The sequence below is a fragment of the Alkalihalobacillus pseudalcaliphilus genome (assembly GCF_028610675.1).
In the GTDB taxonomy this organism is placed as follows: Bacteria; Bacillota; Bacilli; order Bacillales; family Bacillaceae_D; genus Alkalihalobacillus; species Alkalihalobacillus pseudalcaliphilus.
On record NZ_JAQQWS010000008.1, the window covers coordinates 91,035 to 111,122 of the forward strand.

A 20,088-nucleotide genomic window follows, 5' to 3' on the forward strand; every position below is an offset into this window, starting at 1 on the left:
GTATAAATCGTGAGGAGTTAGAAGATGACTTATCAATTTAAAGATTGGAATGGCTGCAAAATTTACTTGAGTTTTAACCGCGAAGATAAACCGCAGGATATTCACCATGTTTGGGTAATCTGCCGTTATCAGGAGCAATGGTTACTAACCAAACATTCTCAGCGGGGACTAGAGTTTCCGGGAGGTAAAGTTGAAAAAGGTGAAACGCTTGAAGAGGCTTGTCAGCGAGAGGTGTATGAAGAAACAGGTGGTAAAGTAAAGGAGTTAACTTATCTTGGCTGGTACCGAGTATGTGGAAAGAAGGAAAGCTTTTCTAAGGCTATTTTTTATGCGACGATAGATGCCATGGATCACAATGACGATTACCTTGAGACAAGTGGACCTCAACTAGTTAGCGAATGGCCCTCTCAAATCAATCAGCAAAAAGAGTATAGCTTCATAATGAAGGACAAAGTTCTACCATTAAGCCTTTCCGTTGTTAAAAATAGACAACTGTATTGAGTGCCATAACCAAGTAGGCAAAAAGGTCAACAAACAGCTGCATTAGCAAGTTAGTTCAGCACCCACCTGAGGGTGCGTGTCCCATGTTCGTAGTGATATCCGAAGGGAAAAACTAGCGCCCTTAGCTAACTTTCATATAAAAGATGCCTCCATTTCGGAGGCACCTTTTACACATTAAAATTGAATTAACCGTTTCTCGAGCATTTCAACTAATTTATACATAACCGTCGCCAAAATAGCGATGACTACTAAGCTCATTAAAACGAGCGTGAAATTAAATACTTGGAAGCCATAAATGATTAAATAACCTAACCCCTGTTTAGAAACGAGAAACTCTCCAACAATGACCCCTACCCATGATAATCCGACATTCACTTTTAACGTAGAAATAATCGTAGGCATCGAGGCAGGTAGAATCGCATTACCAAAAGTCTGACCTTTAGTAGCACCAAAGGTTTGTAGCACCTTAATATAGTTAACATCAACTTCACGAAAAGCACTATAGACAACAATGGTTGTAATAATAACAGAAATTAACGCCCCCATTGCTAAAATAGATGTGAAGTTTGGACCTAAACCAACAATAAGTAAAGGACCTAAGGCCACTTTAGGCATGGAGTTTAAAACGACTAAATATGGATCTAGTACCTTTTGGAGAAAAGGTGACCACCAAAGTAATGCAGCCAGTAGAACGCCTACTAAAGTTCCAATTAAAAAGCCTAAGATTGTCTCAAATAACGTAAAGGAGGTGTGCAAAAATAAACTTCCATCTTGAATTCGTGCCACCATTAAATCCCAAATCCTTGAAGGCATGCTAAAAAGTAAAGGATCAATCCACTGCGCTCTTGCAGCGATTTCCCATAGAGAAATAAAGGTAATCAGTATCGAAAGCTGAACGCTAAATACAATCCACTTTTGTTTTCGTAATGATTGAAGATAGTTATGATGAAGCTTTCCGAGGTTCAAGGGATTCCAACTCCTCCCATATTAAATTGAATTGCTCGGTATAGGCTTGAGTTTGTCTTGCCTCAAAAGGGACTAATTCTTTAATTTCTTCAGGCATCTCAAAAATTCGATGCACTCTGCCAGGCTTTGTATTTAATAGAACAACACGATCCGACATCGAAATAGCTTCACCGATATCATGTGTCACTAAAATTGCTGTTTTATCTTCCTTTTTTAATGTTTCAAATACGAGGTCCTCTAACTTTAATTTCGTTTGGTAATCAAGAGCAGAAAAAGGTTCGTCAAGAAGCATAAAAGAAGGTTCAGAAGCGAGCATTCTTACTAGAGCGACACGTTGACGCATGCCACCGGAAAGCTGTGTTGGATAAAAGGACCTTTTATCAAGCAAACCCATTGCATCGAGTAAATGTAAGGCTTTCTTTTGGGCCATTTTATTATCTTGATGACGAATATGTTGACCTAGAGTTATATTTCGTTCAATCGTTAACCATGGGAATAAATAATCTTGCTGCAGCATGTAACCGACATTTGTCGTTTGTGGATCAACTTGCTGATTATCTAACAAAATCTTTCCCTCAGTCGGTTTCAAAATACCTGCAATCAGAGAAAGTAAGGTTGTTTTTCCGCAGCCGCTTGGTCCTATTAACGAGATGAATTCACCTTCCTCAATGGTTAAATCAATGTTTTCAAGAGCCAAGGTGGCTTCTTCTTTTGTTAAATATATTTTTGATACGTTATCGATATGGATTTGTGACATGGTCATTACTCCATAACACTTTCGGCAATAGAAGTATTCACTAGCTCGGTAAAGTTAACTTCCTGTGGAAGCTCCCCAGCTTGATCCATGATCAACTGCAATTGCTTCCAAGCTTCTTCTGTTAAAAGAGGGTCTGTTGCATAAGAACCTTGAGACTGATAACGTTCAATAACTTGGGCTATAAGCTCTTCATCTGTATCTTCAAAAAAATCAGCAATTGAACTAGCTATAATGTCCACAGGTTGCTCTTCTACCCATTGCTGCCCTTTATATAAAGCTCTTGTAAATGCTTCAAGTGTTTCGGCGTTTTCATCTATGAAGCTCTGTTTCGACATAAATCCTGTGTACGGTACAAGCCCAGACTCTTCTCCAAATGAAGCAACGATATAACCAATCCCTTCATTTTCAAATTGTGTGGCCTGTGGTTCAAATAATTGAACAAAGTCGCCAGTACCGGAAGCAAAAGCACTTGGGATATTGCCAAAATCAATACTTTGAATCAATTCTAAATCTCCATGAGGGTCAATGCCATGCTGTTTTAATACATGTTCACCGACCATCTGCGGCATACCACCGACACGTTGACCGAGGAATGTAGAGTCTTTTAAATCGCTCCATTCGAATGAGTCGAGCTTTTCGCGAGATACTAAAAAGGTTCCGTCAGTTTGAGTTAAAGCGGCAAAGTTGATGGCAGGATCATTGGCCTCTTGGGCATACACATAAATCGATGTTTCCGCACCTACTAAAGCAACATCTGCTCCATCAGATAGAAGTGTTGTCATTGTTGTATCTCCACCCCAGGTTGTTGTTAATTCTAAATCAATTCCTTCATCTTCAAAGAAACCTTCTGAAATAGCCGCATAGAGGGGAGCGTAGAAAATAGAACGTGTCACTTCAGCTAGACGCACTTTTTCTAATTCGGCGTTTGAATTTGAGCAAGCAACAGGTATTAATATAAGGAAAAGAAGTAACAGCATAAAAGTTAAACGTTTTAAGGTACTCATCTTTATCAACTCCTTGCACATTTGTATAATTAGATCTGTGATAGTCTATGTTCAAAGGGTTGAATGTGTGTTTGCCTACTGCGAGAAAAGGTTGTGTCATGATGTTGTTAGAAAAAAAGAGAATTCCGTCTCCTCATCAGAGGATTGATTTATTTGAAATCACCTATTTAAGTGCTGGATTACAAGTGAAGGGATATTTGGCAACCCCTTTAAATAAAGGTAAGCTACCCGGTCTATTATATTTAAGAGGTGGTATAAAAAATGTTGGAATGGTCAGAGTTCAGAGAGTCATTCAGTGGGCCAGTGAGGGGTTCGTTGTCATCGCCCCTTTTTATCGGGGAAATCGTGGTGGTGAAGGGCAAGAAGATTTTGCCGGTGAGGATCGTGAAGATGCTTTTAAAGCCTACGATTTATTATATGAAAGTGAAGAAGTTCAGCACAATCAAATCCATGCATTAGGATTTTCACGGGGGGGTGTTATGGCCTTATTAACGGCTTTAAAACGGCCATCATTAGCTAGTTGTGTTTTATGGAATGGTGTGACGGATATGTTTCTAACCTATGAGGAGCGTATTGATTTAAGGAGGATGATGAAGCGTGTAATTGGTGGTACACCAAATAAATACCCCGAACGCTATCAAGAGAGAAGTCCAATTCCAGAGTTAAAGCAAAGTGCAGTACCGATTTTAACGATACATGGTATGTTAGATGAACATGTGTCGATTGAACATTCTTATCGGTTAGAAAATGCGTTACATGGTCATGTTCAAAGCTGGTACTATCCTCATTTTTCGCATCATTTTCCTTTAAAGGATCAACAGCGCATATTAACGGAAGCTGCCAATTGGATGAAAAAACAGACAAGTAGTCCTCAAAAATAAGAAGGTTATTTAGTGTGTGAAAGAATGGAAATAATTAAATAAAAAGAAAATCTCAAAATAATTGACAGTCATTTTAATCTGCGTTATGATATGTTGCGAACGGATACTCTTATCCCGAGTCGGTGGAGGGACAGGCCCGAAGAAACCCAGCAACCATCATTTCAATGAAAAGAAATGAAAAGGTGCTAACCTGCAAGGCATATGACCTTGAACGATAAGAGGCGAAAGGTAAACACTCCAACCCTTTTCCTCAGTATGTGTGGAATGGGTTTTTTATTGTTTATATTTGTCAAATTGTGTCTTCGATTGTTATTTTACTCCCATTCAATCGGAAATGAGTGCCGTTATAAATTATTGGCTCATAGCTGTTTGTAGTTGTGTGCAGAGGAGGAAATGAGATATGGTTTTAAAAAGTAGACGGTTATTTACTTCTGAGTCGGTTACTGAAGGACACCCAGATAAGATTTGTGACCAAATTTCAGATGCGATTTTAGATGAGATTTTAAAAAGTGACCCAAATGCTCGTGTAGCTTGTGAGACTTCTGTCAATACAGGTCTTGTATTAGTTGCCGGCGAGATTACGACAAGCACTTATGTGGATATTCCTAAAATTGTTCGTGAGACAATTAAAGGTATCGGCTACACACGTGCTAAATATGGTTTTGATGCAGAAACTTGTGCCGTTTTAACGTCGATTGATGAGCAATCAGCTGACATTGCATTAGGTGTAGACAAAGCTTTGGAAGCTCGTGAAGGTCAAATGACAGATGAAGAGATCGAAGCAATTGGTGCAGGAGATCAAGGGCTAATGTTTGGTTTTGCTTCGAATGAAACGGATGAATTAATGCCTTTACCGATTTCATTAAGTCACAAATTATCTCGTCGCTTAGCTCAAGTTCGTAAAGATGAGATTTTAGACTACTTACGTCCTGATGGTAAAACACAAGTAACGATTGAATATGATGAAGCTGGAAAACCAGTGCGTGTTGACACGATTGTTATTTCAACTCAGCACCATCCAGAGATTACTTTAGAACAAATTGAAAAAGATTTAAAGCAATATGTGATTAATGAAGTAGTTCCTGCTGAATTAATTGATGATCAAACGAAGTATTTTATCAATCCTACAGGTCGTTTCGTTATCGGTGGACCACAAGGTGATGCAGGTCTTACAGGACGTAAAATCATCGTTGATACGTACGGTGGTTATGCTCGTCACGGTGGTGGTGCATTCTCTGGTAAGGATGCAACAAAAGTAGACCGCTCTGGTGCTTACGCTGCTCGTTATGTAGCCAAAAACATCGTTGCTGCTTGTCTAGCTGATAAGTGTGAAGTACAATTAGCGTATGCGATTGGTGTGGCACGCCCGGTATCGATTTCGGTTGATACATTTGGAACAGGTGTCGTATCAGAAGAAGTACTTGTTCAGCTTATTGCAGACAACTTTGATCTTCGTCCAGCAGGCATTATTAAAATGCTTGACCTACGTCGCCCTATTTATAAGCAAACGGCAGCATATGGTCACTTTGGACGTACAGATGTTGACTTACCATGGGAAAACACAGATAAAGCAGCCGCTTTAAAAGAGCAAGCTAAAGTTTTACGTTAACCTTGATATGAAATGAATGATAAAGGCCCTTCTAATCGATGCTCTCGGTAGAAGGGCTTTTTTACTGTATAGTGACATAAAAAAACAGAGCCAGATTTATCCTGTAATGTGAGACATTTTCCGAGGCTTTTGGGTATGCGAGGCATATAAACAGGTAAAAATGTACGTAGGAGGTGATGATAATGGCTGTTGAAGTATTATGTGAAGTAAACAACTGTGTGTATTGGGATCATAATAATCGCTGTGGGGCAGATAAAATTTATGTGGTAAGTCATAAGGGTAAGCAAGCCAAAAAGACAGAAGAGACAGACTGTAAAACGTTCGAGCCAGAACATTTAGGTTAATTAGCTAGCTGTAAAGGGTGGGAATGGCGTTCCTACCCTTTACCATTAATATTGATTATCATTATCGATATTATACATCCTTTTTTACTTGTGCTTGTTTATAAATCTGTCCCTTGTTCCGGTAGTCTTTAACAATTCGCTCCATTTCTTGACGATCTTTTTCATTAATAGCACGAACAACCTTAGCGGGTCGTCCAAATGCCAAAGTGTTGGGCGGAATCTTTTTTCCGGGTGGGACGAGACTACCAGCCCCAATGAATGCACCTTCACCGATTTCCGCTCCATCTAGAATCGTTGTACCCATCCCAATTAATGAGCGTTTGCCAATGAGGCAGCTATGTAACATCACTTGATGACCAACCGTGACATCGTCTTCAATAATAAGTGGCAGATCAGGGCTTTGGTGTAACATGGATTGATCTTGGATATTCACTCTGTTTCCAATAATAGTTGGTGCTACGTCACCTCTGATGACTGTTTGAAACCAAATACTTGATTCTTCGCCAATCACAACATCACCTGTAATCGTAACATAATCAGCTATAAAAGCTGATTTAGCGATTTGAGGTTCTTTTCCGTTATAAGCATAAATCATAGTTGGCACACTCCTCTTATAAAAATGTTTGCTCCCTCATATATTGTATCAAATCATGTCAAAAACTTCATAAATGCTAGGTGAATAGCATCAAAAAAATCTATTTTCTTTCTTTTAGTTCATGTTTTCGGTAAAATGAAGACAAGATTTTGGCTGAGTAAAAGGAGTTGATTGCATGTGGACATATGCAAGTAAAGATGCCAGAGCGACGATTGTTTTAATACACGGAGCAGGTGAACATCATGGTCGTTATGAGTGGTTAGCTCAGAAGTGGAATGAGCATGGTATTCATGTCATCATGGGTGATTTACCAGGGCAAGGAAAAACAAGAGGTAAACGAGGTCATATCAATCAATTTTCTCAATATATAGATGCCGTGCAAGAATGGGTAGATGAAGCGAAGAAGTTTGAACAGCCTATTTTTATATTGGGTCATAGTATGGGTGGGCTTGTTGCGATTCGTTATGTGATGGAGAGCAAAGCGAAGGATATTCAAGGTTTACTTTTATCCTCACCTTGTTTAGGTCTATTTAGGCCTATTAAGACAAGCAAAGATTTAGCCTCTAAAGTATTAAATCGCCTAACCCCAACTCTTACGGTAGCATCTGGAATAAATTCGAATCATGTCACGAGAGATGAACAGATAAGAGATCAGTATGTTCGTGATGAGTTACGAGTAACAAAGGTTTCCGTAAGGTGGTACCAGGAGCTTCATAAAAATATGCACCTTGCCACACGTTATCCAGAAAAAATGCCAGATATACCACTTGCTGTTTTGCAAGCCGGAGATGATAAGATTGTGAGTAAATATGCCGTGCGTGACTGGTTTGATAGCTTAGATGTGACGGAGAAGTATTATAAAGAATGGAAAGGCCTATATCATGAGGTTTTTAATGAGCCTGAAAAAGAAGTTGTATTTCGACATGCGGTTGGAATTATGAACTTATGGACATGAGTATCTTCATAAGATTTTAAGATTTGATCGTTTGTTGTCGGACTCATTTTGTGCTAACGTTAGGTATAGATAAGGAGGATCCACTTTGAAAGTTCCGACACAACCAATCCCATTAATGATGAATATTTTTAGGGATGTTTTACCGACGGTTCATCGTTATTATGACCAATGGAAAGAAAGAGCCGAATTAATCCCTGATCCAGAATTAAGAGCTCAGGCACTTGATGCACTTGAAAGAAAAGAATTTCATTGTGAAGGTGGCGGTATTTATGGGTTACTTGCCCGAGACCGCTTCGATGAATTAATCCAGTTTATAATTGCCTATCAGATTATGTGTGATTACTTAGACAATTTGTGTGACCAAAGTGACTATTTAGATCCGAAAGATTTCCGTTCTTTACATAATGCTTTATTAGCTGCTTTGACGCCTGGTGAACCGTTAGTAAATTATTATCAATATCGAGTTGAACAGGAAGACGGTGGCTATTTACACGAGCTCATTGAAACGTGTCAGCATATTTTAGTGACATTCCCATCTTTCCGAATTGTTCAAGATAACATGTTGCAGCTCAGTAAGTTATACGGTGATTTACAAGTGCATAAGCATGTGGTCAAAGAAGAGCGAATTCCCAGATTAGAAGCTTGGTTTGAGGAATATAAAAACGAACTCCCAGAGATGACTTGGTTCGAGTTCTCAGCCTGTACAGGATCTACTTTAGGGATTTATTCATTAGCGACCTATGGCACGAAAGAAGGCTTAACAGAAGCAGAAGCAAATGTCATTAAGGATGGTTATTACCCTTGGGTTCAAGGCGTTCATTTGTTGCTTGATTATTTTATTGATCAAGAAGAGGACATTGCTGATGATGAGTTAAATTTTTTATTTTATTATGACAATGATGAGCAGATGATTGAACGATTTCAATACTTTGTCAAGCAAGCGGAACAAAGGTTGTCAACGATGCCTGATCCGAAATTCCACCGTCAAATTTGGCGTGGTATTATTGCCATTTATTTATCGGATTCTAAAGTACAAAAAAATAAAGAGTTGAAAAAAAAGTCAAAGCAAATGATTAAAATGGGTGGTCTCCCAACCTTTTTATTTTATTTAAATAGTTGGATTTATCGAAGAGACCGTTCATCTTAACTGAGATATGTCGTTAGACTGATACCAATCTGATATGTGGAAGCCGTTGTTTATACACTGTGGTGTGTGGATAGACGGCTTATTTTTTATTTGAAAATTAAATGAGAGAATGACTTTAAATGATATAAAAAACCACCAGTCTAGTTTGATTGGTGGCTTTTGTTCTTATATTAATAATAGGGTTCTTTTTTCTGAAGGTATTAGACGTTTGTCTCTTCTGTATACCCATTCACTAATACGTCAAGTTCCCCGGTTTCTGGGCTGATAATTAACCCATGAACAGGTACATTGTTCGGGAGAAGTGGGTGTTTTTTGACGAGATCAACACTGTTTAGAATATTCTCCTCAACGCTACTAAAACCAGATAAAAACTGCTTGACATCAACACCAGCGTATTCAAGCGGTTCAATAACATCTAAATCGACTCCACGGGCTTTTGCTTTTTCTAATAAAGTTTCGTGTTCGAGACCCGTCATTCCACAACCGTGATGCCCGATAATCAAAATTTCCTCTGCTTGAAGCTGGTAAAGGGCAACGAGAATACTACGCATAATTGAACCAAAGGGATGTGAAATAACAGCACCAGCATTTCGAATGATTTTGGCATCCCCATTTTTTAAGTCCATGGAACGGTGAAGTAGCTCTACTAATCTAGTATCCATACAAGTGAGAATAACTAGCTTTTTGTTCGGGAATTTAGTAGTTTGATATTGCTCATATTCTTTATTTTCTACAAACGATTTGTTAAACGTTATAATGGAATCTAAAATGGTTGTCACACTAGCCACGCTCCTATCGATCGATTTTATTTTTTGTACTTGAATGTCTTTTATTTTCAACTTACTAGTACGAATTGTCAATAGTCTCTCATCCTATTTCACATAGAGAGTAATTATCTTTTCTCAATAGCGATAATAAAAGGTGGATTGTTTTTCTGGTTCATAAATTGATAGGTTAATACATGTGCTTGCTGTTGGTCGATTGTTTTAAAATAGTCTAATAAATGGTCACGTTCTATTTGTCCTTGTTCATGACCATGATAAATGACCAAGACGATTAGACCTTCTTTCGGCATGACATGCAAGAGCTTGTTAATCGCCTCGATTGTAGAATCGGGCTTCGTGACAATCGATTTATCTCCACCAGGCAAATAGCCTAAATTAAAAATAGCCCCCTTGATTTGGTGGAGATGTTCTTCCGGTAAACAGGCATCGAAATTCTGATGACCATTTACATAGAGAGTCACTCTTTCCTGTAAATCAAGCGACTTAAGTTTTTGTTCAGTCATGACTATCGCTTCTTCTTGAATATCGAAACTGTACACGTGACCAGCTTCACCAACTAATTGGGCAAGCGTTACAGTATCATTTCCTTTGCCCGCAGTACAATCTAAAGCGATATTACCAGGCTCCAGTGTTTGGGTTAAAAGCGTACGTGCAAATGGTAAAATCCCTTGGATTTTCATCTTTATCTCCTCCTAAAACAGATAATAAGCGCTCTATTATTATGGGTGAAATAGTTTTCCTTGCCATGTCTGACGTTCCTCTAACTCTTTTTCAATCGCGTTTAAAACTTTCCACTTATTGCTACTCCACATCGGACCGATTAAAAGATCGCCCGGTCCATCTCCCGTTAAACGATGTATCATCATTTGAGGAGGGAGTAGTTCAATTTGCTTCACAACCACATCAATATAATCATCAAATGACATTAATTCGACTAGACCTTTCTCAAATTGCTTAACCATAGGGGTTTTATTTAATAAGTGTAGTAGGTGAATCTTAATCCCTTGCACATCAAGTTTAGATACTTGGCGTGCCGTTTCAATCATCATTTCCGGTGTTTCTAAAGGTAGTCCATTTATAATATGGGAACATACGCGAATGCCATGTTTACGAAGTTTTTCTACACCCTCAACATAACATTGGAAGTCATGTGCTCTGTTAATGAGTCTTCCTGTTTTGTCATGAGCAGTTTGTAAACCTAGTTCTACCCATAAATACGTACGTTGGTTAAGTTCAGCTAAATAGGATACGACATCATCAGGTAGACAATCGGGTCTCGTTGCAATCGCTAAACCAACAACACCCTCTTGCTGTAGAATAGTTTCATAATAGGATTTCAGCGTTTCTACAGGTGCATATGTATTGGTGTAGGCTTGGAAATATCCAATGTATTTGCCTTCTTTCCACTTGCGGTGCATACGCCCTTTTATCGTATGAAACTGAGTGACGAGGTCATCTTTCCGATCACCAGCAAAATCCCCAGAACCTCGTTCACTGCAAAACGTACAACCACCAAAAGCGACATTGCCATCACGATTAGGGCAATCAAACCCAGCATCAAGGGGGACTTTAAATACTTTTGTACCAAAATATTCTTTTAAATGTTCATTCCAAGTGTAATATCTTTTTTGAGAAAATTGTGCAGGCAACTCCATTAACTTATTATTCATATCTCATCATCCTTTTAACTTTCCGAACATATTCACTTCTACCGTATTTTATCACGTTTAAAAACAAGCACCAACTAAGAAAAAACAATTGTCAATTTCAGGATTTTACTATAGTATTACTATTTAGAGAGACGAAACAATATTATGGAAGTGTTATGGAAGGGTAAAGTATAAATTAGAGGAAGTAGATTGTGCCTTGAACGAACTTTCATATAAAACCCGCATGGCGAAGCAATTCACTCCGCCACCAACAAAAATTAACGTGTAGTTTAGCTTTTCAACTGTTGGTTTTTCGTTCAATTTGACTTTGTTCTTTTTCAATTTAAATGAATGATGGTGGATTGTTTTTCGAACTTGAGAGTCAGCAGAAACCCAGCGGACGTAAACCTTCGAACATGAGCATCAGCAGTAACTTTCATACAAAGGGGAGAGGAAGAAGTTGCCCAAGTCACTTTGGTTTTTATTAATTGCCGTTGCGATTCAGATAACTGGGGCGTCTTTTTTATGGCCTTTAAACTCACTGATTATTCATCAAGAACTTGGCAAATCATTAACCGCTGCAGGATTTATTTTATTTTTACACTCAGGTGCAGGTGTGTTAGGAAATATGACAGGCGGACGATTGTTTGACAAGATAGGAGCTTATCGAACGATTCTGTTAGGGCTTAGCTTTGCAGTCGTTTCAACGATAGCATTAATTTTTGCTCATACATCGGTTATAGGATATACGATCTGTTTAATGGGGATCGGGTTTGGAGCTGGAGCAACATTTCCCGCCATGTATGCTTTTGCGGGTAGTATTTGGCCAGATGGAGGGCGAAAGCCATTTAATGCAATGTATGTTGCTCAAAACTTAGGGATTGCGATAGGAACAGCAAGTATTGGTTTCATTACACAAACCGAGCTTACCACTGTTTTTTATGCCAATGCACTAGTGTATATTTTTGTTCTTCTTTTTGTAGCGGTTACCTTTAAGCGAATTAATACTGGCCAAGAAGTTGGGGCAACCGTCAGCATTGAATCCGAAACGGTTAAAAAGCTAAGTAAACATGTTTATTATTCATTAGCTCTTGTGCTTTCAAGCTTTTTCATTTGTTGGCTTGTTTACACACAATGGCAGGCAAATGTGTCTGTCCATTCACAAAATTTAGGACTAACTTTACAACAGTATAGTATGTTCTGGACTATAAATGGCTTATTGATCGTATTAGCTCAGCCAATTTTGTCTATATTTATAAAGAAATGGGTAACCTCTTTAAGAAGGCAAATGGTTGTCGGCATATCGCTTTTCTTTGTATCTTATGCGGTATTGTCACAAGCCGAGCTTTTTTCAGCTTTTATGATTGCCATGGTTATTTTAACGGTCGGTGAGATGTTCTTCTGGCCCGTTGTTCCAACGATCGCTCATAAGCTTGCACCTAAAGGAAAAGAAGGTTCCTTTCAAGGGCTTGTTAATAGTGTTTCAACAAGTGCAAAAATGATAGGACCTCTATTTGGTGGATTCTTAGTTGATATGTATTCTTTTCAAATTATGATATATGTTTTGTTAGTGTTTATCATTGTTGCCATTGTGACAGCGGCTATCTATGAGAAGCCATTACAAAACGAAAATCGACAAAAAATCACAACAAATCCGAAGAATTCCACATATGACGCTTGACAGTTGGCGCAGCAATTCATACAATACAAATAATAAATCGTATACAAAGGCGTTTGAAACAAAGGACTAGTAGCTTAGACTTGGATATTTAGAGAGCTGACGGTTGGTGCAAGTCAGTCGAAGAGTTAAGTGAACTCCCCTTTTAGTCTTGAGAGTGAATGAAAAGTAATTCTCGACGGGTCACCCTCGTTAACAGTGCAAAGCGGGCAATCTTAATGGATTGCTAATGTGGGTGGTACCGCGGGAATGTTAAATAAACTCTCGTCCCTGATTATATCAGGGATGGGTGTTTTTTTTCGTTATGGAAGGTCTTAAATTCTAAAGATCGTCTCAATTCCGTCTGTATAGATAAAAAGGAGGAAATAAAATGACTTTTTCACATCACAAAATTGAAAAAAAGTGGCAAATGTTTTGGGAAGAGAACCATACATTTCAAACGAAAGAAGATCAAAATAATGAGAAATTTTATGCGTTAGATATGTTCCCATTTCCATCAGGGGCTGGTTTACATGTTGGACATCCAGAAGGGTATACGGCAACAGATATTTTGTCGCGTTATAAGCGGATGCAAGGCTTTAATGTTCTTCACCCAATGGGCTGGGATGCATTTGGTCTTCCTGCTGAGCAATATGCGCTTGATACAGGAAATGACCCAGCAGAATTTACAAAGAAAAATATTGATACATTTAGAAGACAAATCAAATCATTAGGTTTTTCTTATGATTGGGACCGTGAAGTATCAACAACAGATCCGGAATATTATAAATGGACACAGTGGATTTTCTTAAAGCTTTATGAAAATGGCTTAGCTTACATTGATGAGGTGGCAGTTAACTGGTGTCCGGCACTTGGTACAGTTTTGGCGAACGAAGAAGTGATTGATGGTAAAAGTGAGCGTGGCGGTCATCCAGTTGAACGTCGTCCAATGAAGCAATGGATGTTAAAGATTACGGCATATGCCGACCGTTTAATTGATGATTTAGAGGACCTTGATTGGCCAGAAAGCATTAAAGATATGCAACGCAATTGGATTGGTCGTTCAGAAGGTGCAGAAGTCACGTTCAAATTAGCGGGCTATGATAAAGAAGTAAAGGTGTTCACGACTAGACCCGATACATTATTTGGTGCAACCTACATGGTGCTTGCTCCAGAACATAAATTTGTCGACGAAATTACATCATCTGAACAACGTGCTATTGTTGAGGTTTATAAGAAAGAAGTAGCTTCAAAGAGTGACTTAGAAAGAACGGAGCTTTCCAAAGAAAAAACAGGAGTCTTTACTGGTGCTTACGCCATTAATCCGGCAAACGGAGAAGAAGTTCCCGTTTGGATCGGTGACTATGTTCTTGCAAGCTATGGTACAGGGGCGATTATGGCTGTTCCAGCTCATGATGAACGCGATTATGAATTTGCCAAAACCTTTGATCTACCAATTAGAGAAGTTGTAGCTGGCGGTGACATTACGAAAGAAGCTTATATTGGTGACGGGAACCATGTTAATTCTGATTTCCTTGACGGATTAGATAAAGTAGAAGGTATTAGTAAGATGATTGACTGGTTAGAGGAAAAAGGTTTAGGTACGAAAAAAGTGACGTATCGTTTGCGTGATTGGTTATTCAGTCGTCAGCGATATTGGGGTGAACCTATTCCAATTATACATTGGGAAGACGGGACGATGACAGCAGTAAAAGAAGAAGAGCTACCATTAACATTACCGATGATGTCAGAAATCAAACCTTCTGATACAGGAGAATCGCCACTGGCCAACAATAAAGAATGGCTAGAAGTTGTAGATTCTAAGACTGGAATGAAAGGTCGTCGTGAAACGAATACGATGCCGAACTGGGCAGGAAGCTGCTGGTACTATTTACGTTATATCGACCCTAAAAATGATCAAGCGTTAGCTGACCCTGAAAAATTAAAGCAATGGTTACCTGTAGACATTTATATCGGTGGCCAAGAGCATGCTGTGCTTCATTTGTTATATGCACGATTCTGGCATAAGTTCCTTTATGATATTGGTGTTGTACCAACGAAGGAACCGTTCCAAAAGCTCTATAATCAAGGAATGATTCTAGGTGAAAATAATGAAAAAATGAGTAAATCTAAAGGGAACGTCGTGAATCCTGATGAGGTTGTAGCGAGTCACGGGGCAGATACACTTCGTTTATACGAAATGTTTATGGGGCCATTAGATGCATCCATTGCTTGGTCAACAAATGGTCTTGATGGTTCAAGACGATTTTTAGACCGTATTTGGCGCTTGTTTATTGATGAGCAAACAGGTGAGTTGAGTGAAAAGATTGCTGATACAAATGGTACCGATACTTTGACACGTGCTTATCACCAAACTGTGAAAAAAGTAAGTGAAGATGTAGAGGGTTTACGTTTTAATGTAGCTATCTCTCAATTAATGGTCTTTATTAATGAAGCTTATAAGCAAGAGCAACTACCAAAGTCGATGATGGAAGGTTTTGTAAAACTGATTGCTCCATTCGTGCCGCATTTAGCGGAAGAGCTTTGGGAGAAATTGGGCCATACTGATACGATTGCTTATGTAGAATGGCCGAAGTATGATGAGAACTGGCTCGTTGAAAATGAAGTAGAGATTGTTGTCCAAATCAATGGAAAAGTGAAAGCAAAGCTTGTGATTCCTGCAGATGCTGACCGAGAGCAAATGCAAGAATTAGCTTTAGAAGATGAGCAAGTAAAAGCTGCAATGGATGGAAAGTCCGTACGTAAAGTCATTGCTGTACCTGGAAAATTAGTCAATATCGTTGTTGGATAAATGAAGAAAACCCTCACTCACACAGTTGTGAGTGAGGGTTTTCGTTTAGGATTTCGAGAACTAATTCTAAACCCATCAAAAGAGATAATGAGATGAGGGCTTTAATCAGGGCGTATTTCATGTATACGTCTAATATAATATCGAAGCCTTTTCTTTTGATTATAGCGTATGAGAGGTTCCTTGACGTTCAGCTGCTGATTTTCCGGCTGTAAAACCTGTCGAAAAAGCACAGGTAATATTATAACCACCCGTATATCCATGAATATCTAAAACTTCCCCACAAAAATACAACCCTGTTTTCTTTTTAGAGTGCATCGTTTTTGGCTCTATTTCTTTCACTGAAACACCACCACCAGTAACGAATGCTTTTTCTATCGATAATGTTCCATTGGCTCGTAGTGGAAACTGCTTACAATGAAGAGCAAGGTTGCGAAGGTCTTCATGAGATATATTAGCTTGTGTTTGGGAAGCATCGATCTGCAAATGCTCAAAAAGAAACAATAAAAAGCGCTCAGGTAAAAAGCCTTTTAGAACATTACGCATCGTTTTTTTAGGATCTGCTTTTAGTTTTTTATTTAGTAGTTGGAATACCTCTTCTTGATTGATCGTTGGCATTAGATCGATGTATATGTCTATCGTATTTACTTTGAACTTTTTCAAAGCTTTGACAACAAATTGGCTACATCGAAGTGCTGCAGGACCGGAAATACCAAAATGAGTAAAAATCATGTCACCATCATGTGTAATAATCCTTTTGCCCTTTGGATTGATAACCGAGAGTTCGATATCTCTTAATGCCAAGCCTTGTAAGCTCTTATCTTGAATAAACGATTCATTGGAAGTAATCGGTACTTCTGTTGGATATAACTCGGTGATCGTATGACCGGCTTTTTGAGCCCATGGATATCCATCACCGGTACTACCCGTGTGCGGGACTGATTTCCCACCAGAAGCGATGATGATATTTTTCGTTTCTATAGAAGATCCGTTGTCCAAAACAACAGCATGTACGTACTCATCACGATATTCGATATCGGTAACTTTATGATTGGTTTTAATATCAACATTAAGAGTACGTATTCTTTTTAATAAAGTATCAACGACGGTTTTGGCTTTATCACTGACGGGAAACATTCTACCTCGGTCTTCTTCTTTTAATTCAATCCCTAAATTCTCAAAAAATGTAATGATATTTTCATTATCAAAAACAGAGAAAGGGCTATGCATGAATTTGCCGTTTCCTGGTATGTGCTCGATTAATTGTTTTCGCTCCATACGGTTAGTGACATTACAGCGACCACCACCAGAAATGGCTAGTTTTCGGCCTAATTTGTCACCTTTATCTATCAAAAGTACTTTGGCACCGTGCTGGGCGGCGGCAACAGAAGCCATGAGTCCCGAGGGGCCACCTCCTATAATTATTACATCGTACATTACATTCACCCTTTAGTTATTCATAGAATTATTCGTTTTAAACTGTTTCTTATCATATCACCAGAATAAGCATTATGCTATGGAATTAAACATTTTTTAAGAAAGTGCAAAGAGAGAGTGTTACTCGTCGCTACAGAAATGCTCGTTCCGCGTCCTCCGGGGTGGCGCCGCTGCATTTCTTCCGCTGGGTTACTGCTAATTCTCAAGTTCACAAAACAATTTAACATCATTCATATAAAATGAAATAAACAAAGGAAAAGTGAAATGGTTAGTTTGTTGTGGCATCCACTCGAATAGTCCTAGCATTTATACATTCTCTTTACGTTTGAATGGAGAATCATCATATATGTAATAGGATGTATAAGTCAGCTGATAAATATAGAAAATAGAAGTATGATTGAAGTTTTGGGGGATTTGTTGTGAAAAAGTTGATGGTTGTATGGCCACTCTGTTTGATGTTGTTAGTCAGTTATCAAATGCCGGTTCAGGCATTTTTGAAGCCTCAATATGATGTCATTATTGACGTCGGTCATGGTGGAGTTGATGGTGGCACATCTTTTAATGGAATATTAGAAAAGGAAATCAATTTATTATTTGGATTAGAATTATATCGACAGCTAGCAGATGCCAATTACCAAGTCGCTATAACGAGAATTGATGATTATGCATTAAGTGACGATTATAAGGGGCCAAGATTAAATCGGCATTCTAAAGATTTAAGGCAACGAGCTTTTATCGCCAATGTATTGAAACCAACGATTTATTTAAGTGTACATATCAATTGGTCAAAAAGTAAGAAAGCACACGGTCCGATTGTTATTTATCAAAAAAATGATAAAAGTTATTCTCTAGCAACGATTATCCAAAAGCACCTTAATAATTTGTATCAAACAGATTTATCTGTGTTAAAAGGGAAAAAGTATTACTTAATGAACTATACGGATACCGCTGCGATTATTACTGAGCTTGGTTTTATTAGCCATTCAGGAGATAGGGCGAAGATGCTTGATGAGCAGATAAGATCAGAGATTGTTCAAGTGATGGTCGAAGGAATTAATGAATATATGACTTTAATTGGAATTCAAGAGGAATGGTGAAGGGGTGAATCTGATTAAAAAAGGAAAATGGATGTTACTTGTTTTTATGGTATTGTTCAGTGTCTCAGAAGTAACTGCTCTTGAAAAAGATCGTTCGTACTATGAGTCAAAGGGACAAGTGATTTGGGATTATCCAACTGATCAACCAGTCATTTGTTTGACCTTTGATGATGGGCCAGACCCTACATACACCTTAGATATCGCTCAAATATTAGAGAAGTATGGTGCAAGGGGCACTTTTTTTGTAACGGGTAAGCAAGTAGAGTTAGAGCCTGGGCTCATACATGACCTTTTTGAAAAGAAGCATGAAATTGCTAATCACAGTTATTCACATAGAGAAATGAATCGATTAAATGAAGAACAGATCAAAGAAGAGGTTATAAAAACAGGGGATTTAATCTATCAAGAAATAGGTATCAAGCCCACGCTTTTCCGGCCGCCAGGTGGTGTGTTTAATGAGCGTGTAGTGAATTTGACTACAGAACTTGGTTATATGACGGTAATGTGGTCCTGGCATCAAGATACGAGAGATTGGGATTCGAATACCTATGCAGGTCGGATAATCAATCAAGTCATAACGAATGCGAGAAATGGCGATATTGTTCTGTTTCATGATTTTGGAGGAAGTCGTAATAATACGATACAAGCTCTCGAATCTATTATCCCAACATTAAAAAAAGAAGGCTACTCCTTTATAACTGTCTCGGAATTATTAGAAGTTCGAATGAATGATTTAATGAATGGAAGATAAGATGGTCAGAGGCTAAAACGGTGTCATGGCAAAACGGAAGTCCAAAGACCATTACCAATAATTAGCTCAGCCCACAGGACGTGAAGCATGACTTTTCGGTAGCTGCAAGTAGAACTCCGCACATAATCAGCATCATTTTCAAAATAGAACGTAAGGAGAGCCATCATGTTCCCTGATATTCAAACAAACTTTTGGGATGCCACTTTAGCCGTACCAACCATTATTATTGTCACACAGATTCTCAAGATTACTTTTAAACTAAACAAAGCATGGGTACCGACTTTGGCCAATATCATTGGATATTCAGTATCCATCTTTATCAGTCATCGACATGACCTTGCAGCTGGTATATTTATGGGTTTCTTTTATGGAGCAGCTGCTATAGGTACCTATGCTTCGATAAAAACAGCACTAAGAGCTTACCGAACACCAAAACAAGAACAAGAATAAAAAGGACACTTGAATAAAGAGTGTCCTTTTATCATTTTTTTCATAAAGTTAACGACATTTAACGCCAATCCTATATAATAAGAGTAGGATTCTGAGTAAAGGGTTTACAAAATGCAGATACCCCTCGTTATTTAGATATCGATTTTTTGGGGGAAACTTGCTAACACATATAGAGAAACACTTGCCAACTTCATATAGCTTAGTAACGTTTGAAATACATAGGAATCAGTAGTATATTCTAATAAGTATTCTATAAATTTTTCTAGTCGCTAATTGGGGGGCATAATGGTGCTACGGAAAAGAAGTACGCAGACGAATCAACGTGATGAAATGGTCGATATAACCGAGGAAGTCAAACGGATTATTCATACTTCAGGTGTGAAAAATGGTGTGGTATATGTATATTGCCCCCATACAACAGCTGGAATTACGATTAATGAAAATGCGGACCCAGATGTGAAACATGATATGCTCATGCGTCTAGATGAGGTCTATCCTTGGTTTCATAACCTGTACAAACATATGGAGGGCAATTCGGCTGCCCATTTAAAAGCAAGTACAGTTGGTGTGCAACAATCAATTATTATTGAAGGTGGAGAGCTAATTTTAGGTACTTGGCAAGGTATCTATTTTTGTGAGTTTGATGGACCTCGCTACCGAGATTATTACGTAAAAATAATTGAAGGATAAAAGA

Annotated in this window: 20 protein-coding genes, 1 riboswitch and 1 other annotated feature; of the genes, 12 read left to right on the forward strand and 8 right to left on the reverse strand. The window is 38.4% G+C overall.

The window, feature by feature from the left end; genetic code table 11:
• Positions 1-24 precede the first annotated feature (24 nt).
• The gene (gene ytkD / locus PQ479_RS15985) at positions 25-501 is read left to right on the forward strand and encodes an RNA deprotection pyrophosphohydrolase (protein ID WP_047987490.1); all 477 of its coding nucleotides are present in this window, start codon (positions 25-27) and stop codon (positions 499-501) included.
• 174 nt (positions 502-675) lie between these two features.
• Here ytkD and PQ479_RS15990 read toward each other — a convergent pair whose 3' ends face one another.
• From PQ479_RS15990 to PQ479_RS16000, 3 genes are read right to left on the reverse strand one after another with little or no spacing between them, the layout of a single operon-like run.
• Positions 676-1,467, reverse strand: coding sequence for an ABC transporter permease (locus PQ479_RS15990; RefSeq protein WP_047987491.1), 792 nt, complete (start codon positions 1,465-1,467; stop codon positions 676-678).
• The gene (locus PQ479_RS15995; RefSeq protein WP_047987492.1) at positions 1,442-2,224 is read right to left on the reverse strand and encodes an ABC transporter ATP-binding protein; all 783 of its coding nucleotides are present in this window, start codon (positions 2,222-2,224) and stop codon (positions 1,442-1,444) included. The genes PQ479_RS15990 and PQ479_RS15995 overlap by 26 nt, the downstream gene beginning before the upstream one ends.
• 5 nt (positions 2,225-2,229) lie before the next feature.
• Positions 2,230-3,228 (reverse strand): ABC transporter substrate-binding protein, encoded by a 999-nt coding sequence (locus tag PQ479_RS16000; RefSeq protein WP_053070307.1) that lies wholly within the window; start codon positions 3,226-3,228, stop codon positions 2,230-2,232.
• Between the two features lie 101 nt (positions 3,229-3,329).
• Between PQ479_RS16000 and PQ479_RS16005 the strand changes: the two genes are divergently transcribed.
• The 3 genes from PQ479_RS16005 to PQ479_RS16015 all read left to right on the forward strand — a co-directional run bounded on the left by PQ479_RS16005 (position 3,330) and on the right by PQ479_RS16015 (position 6,062).
• Entirely contained in the window at positions 3,330-4,109 is a 780-nt protein-coding gene (locus tag PQ479_RS16005; RefSeq protein WP_047987493.1) for an alpha/beta hydrolase family protein, read from the forward strand.
• Positions 4,110-4,215: 106 nt separating this feature from the next.
• Positions 4,216-4,330: riboswitch (SAM riboswitch) on the forward strand.
• A gap of 179 nt (positions 4,331-4,509) precedes the next feature.
• Positions 4,510-5,718 carry a methionine adenosyltransferase gene (metK, locus tag PQ479_RS16010; RefSeq protein WP_047987494.1) on the forward strand — a complete coding sequence of 403 codons (1,209 nt, stop codon included), beginning with the start codon at positions 4,510-4,512 and terminating at the stop codon, positions 5,716-5,718.
• Positions 5,719-5,900: 182 nt separating this feature from the next.
• The gene (locus tag PQ479_RS16015) at positions 5,901-6,062 is read left to right on the forward strand and encodes a DUF1540 domain-containing protein (RefSeq protein ID WP_069187702.1); all 162 of its coding nucleotides are present in this window, start codon (positions 5,901-5,903) and stop codon (positions 6,060-6,062) included.
• A 70-nt stretch (positions 6,063-6,132) separates the two neighbouring features.
• On the opposite strand, the gene PQ479_RS16020 is transcribed toward PQ479_RS16015, so the two are convergent.
• On the reverse strand, positions 6,133-6,657 hold the full coding sequence (locus tag PQ479_RS16020; RefSeq protein WP_047987495.1) for a gamma carbonic anhydrase: 525 nt from the start codon (positions 6,655-6,657) through the stop codon (positions 6,133-6,135).
• A 175-nt stretch (positions 6,658-6,832) separates the two neighbouring features.
• Between PQ479_RS16020 and PQ479_RS16025 the strand changes: the two genes are divergently transcribed.
• On the forward strand, positions 6,833-7,612 hold the full coding sequence (locus PQ479_RS16025) for an alpha/beta hydrolase (protein ID WP_047987496.1): 780 nt from the start codon (positions 6,833-6,835) through the stop codon (positions 7,610-7,612).
• A gap of 85 nt (positions 7,613-7,697) precedes the next feature.
• Positions 7,698-8,759, forward strand: a complete 1,062-nt coding sequence (locus PQ479_RS16030; protein ID WP_047987497.1) for a tetraprenyl-beta-curcumene synthase family protein — start codon at positions 7,698-7,700, stop codon at positions 8,757-8,759.
• 200 nt (positions 8,760-8,959) lie between these two features.
• Here the strand turns inward: PQ479_RS16030 and PQ479_RS16035 are convergent, their stop codons facing one another.
• From PQ479_RS16035 to mnmL, 3 genes are all read right to left on the reverse strand, one after another.
• Entirely contained in the window at positions 8,960-9,538 is a 579-nt protein-coding gene (locus PQ479_RS16035) for a beta-class carbonic anhydrase (protein ID WP_047987498.1), read from the reverse strand.
• Between the two features lie 113 nt (positions 9,539-9,651).
• Positions 9,652-10,224 carry a tRNA 5-(aminomethyl)-2-thiouridylate-methyltransferase MnmM gene (gene mnmM, locus PQ479_RS16040; RefSeq protein WP_047987499.1) on the reverse strand — a complete coding sequence of 191 codons (573 nt, stop codon included), beginning with the start codon at positions 10,222-10,224 and terminating at the stop codon, positions 9,652-9,654.
• 39 nt (positions 10,225-10,263) lie between these two features.
• Entirely contained in the window at positions 10,264-11,214 is a 951-nt protein-coding gene (mnmL, locus tag PQ479_RS16045; RefSeq protein ID WP_083991169.1) for a tRNA modification radical SAM protein MnmL/YtqA, read from the reverse strand.
• Positions 11,215-11,653: 439 nt separating this feature from the next.
• On the opposite strand from mnmL, the gene PQ479_RS16050 reads away from it, so the two are divergent.
• Together PQ479_RS16050 and leuS are read left to right on the forward strand one after the other, a co-directional pair.
• On the forward strand, positions 11,654-12,874 hold the full coding sequence (locus tag PQ479_RS16050) for an MDR family MFS transporter (protein ID WP_047987500.1): 1,221 nt from the start codon (positions 11,654-11,656) through the stop codon (positions 12,872-12,874).
• Between the two features lie 52 nt (positions 12,875-12,926).
• Positions 12,927-13,146 (forward strand) — a binding site (T-box leader).
• A 95-nt stretch (positions 13,147-13,241) separates the two neighbouring features.
• Positions 13,242-15,662 carry a leucine--tRNA ligase gene (gene leuS, locus PQ479_RS16055; protein WP_047987501.1) on the forward strand — a complete coding sequence of 807 codons (2,421 nt, stop codon included), beginning with the start codon at positions 13,242-13,244 and terminating at the stop codon, positions 15,660-15,662.
• A gap of 159 nt (positions 15,663-15,821) precedes the next feature.
• Here leuS and PQ479_RS16060 read toward each other — a convergent pair whose 3' ends face one another.
• Complete coding sequence (locus tag PQ479_RS16060; protein WP_047987502.1) at positions 15,822-17,096, reverse strand: BaiN/RdsA family NAD(P)/FAD-dependent oxidoreductase; 1,275 nt, start codon at positions 17,094-17,096, stop codon at positions 15,822-15,824.
• Between the two features lie 419 nt (positions 17,097-17,515).
• Between PQ479_RS16060 and PQ479_RS16065 the strand changes: the two genes are divergently transcribed.
• The 4 genes from PQ479_RS16065 to PQ479_RS16080 all read left to right on the forward strand — a co-directional run bounded on the left by PQ479_RS16065 (position 17,516) and on the right by PQ479_RS16080 (position 20,084).
• Entirely contained in the window at positions 17,516-18,193 is a 678-nt protein-coding gene (locus PQ479_RS16065) for an N-acetylmuramoyl-L-alanine amidase family protein (RefSeq protein WP_053070308.1), read from the forward strand.
• Between the two features lie 4 nt (positions 18,194-18,197).
• Positions 18,198-18,944 carry a polysaccharide deacetylase family protein gene (locus PQ479_RS16070; RefSeq protein WP_273717090.1) on the forward strand — a complete coding sequence of 249 codons (747 nt, stop codon included), beginning with the start codon at positions 18,198-18,200 and terminating at the stop codon, positions 18,942-18,944.
• A gap of 165 nt (positions 18,945-19,109) precedes the next feature.
• Positions 19,110-19,394, forward strand: a complete 285-nt coding sequence (locus PQ479_RS16075; protein ID WP_420535555.1) for a hypothetical protein — start codon at positions 19,110-19,112, stop codon at positions 19,392-19,394.
• Between the two features lie 285 nt (positions 19,395-19,679).
• Positions 19,680-20,084, forward strand: coding sequence for a secondary thiamine-phosphate synthase enzyme YjbQ (locus PQ479_RS16080; RefSeq protein WP_420535556.1), 405 nt, complete (start codon positions 19,680-19,682; stop codon positions 20,082-20,084).
• Positions 20,085-20,088: the final 4 nt, after the last annotated feature.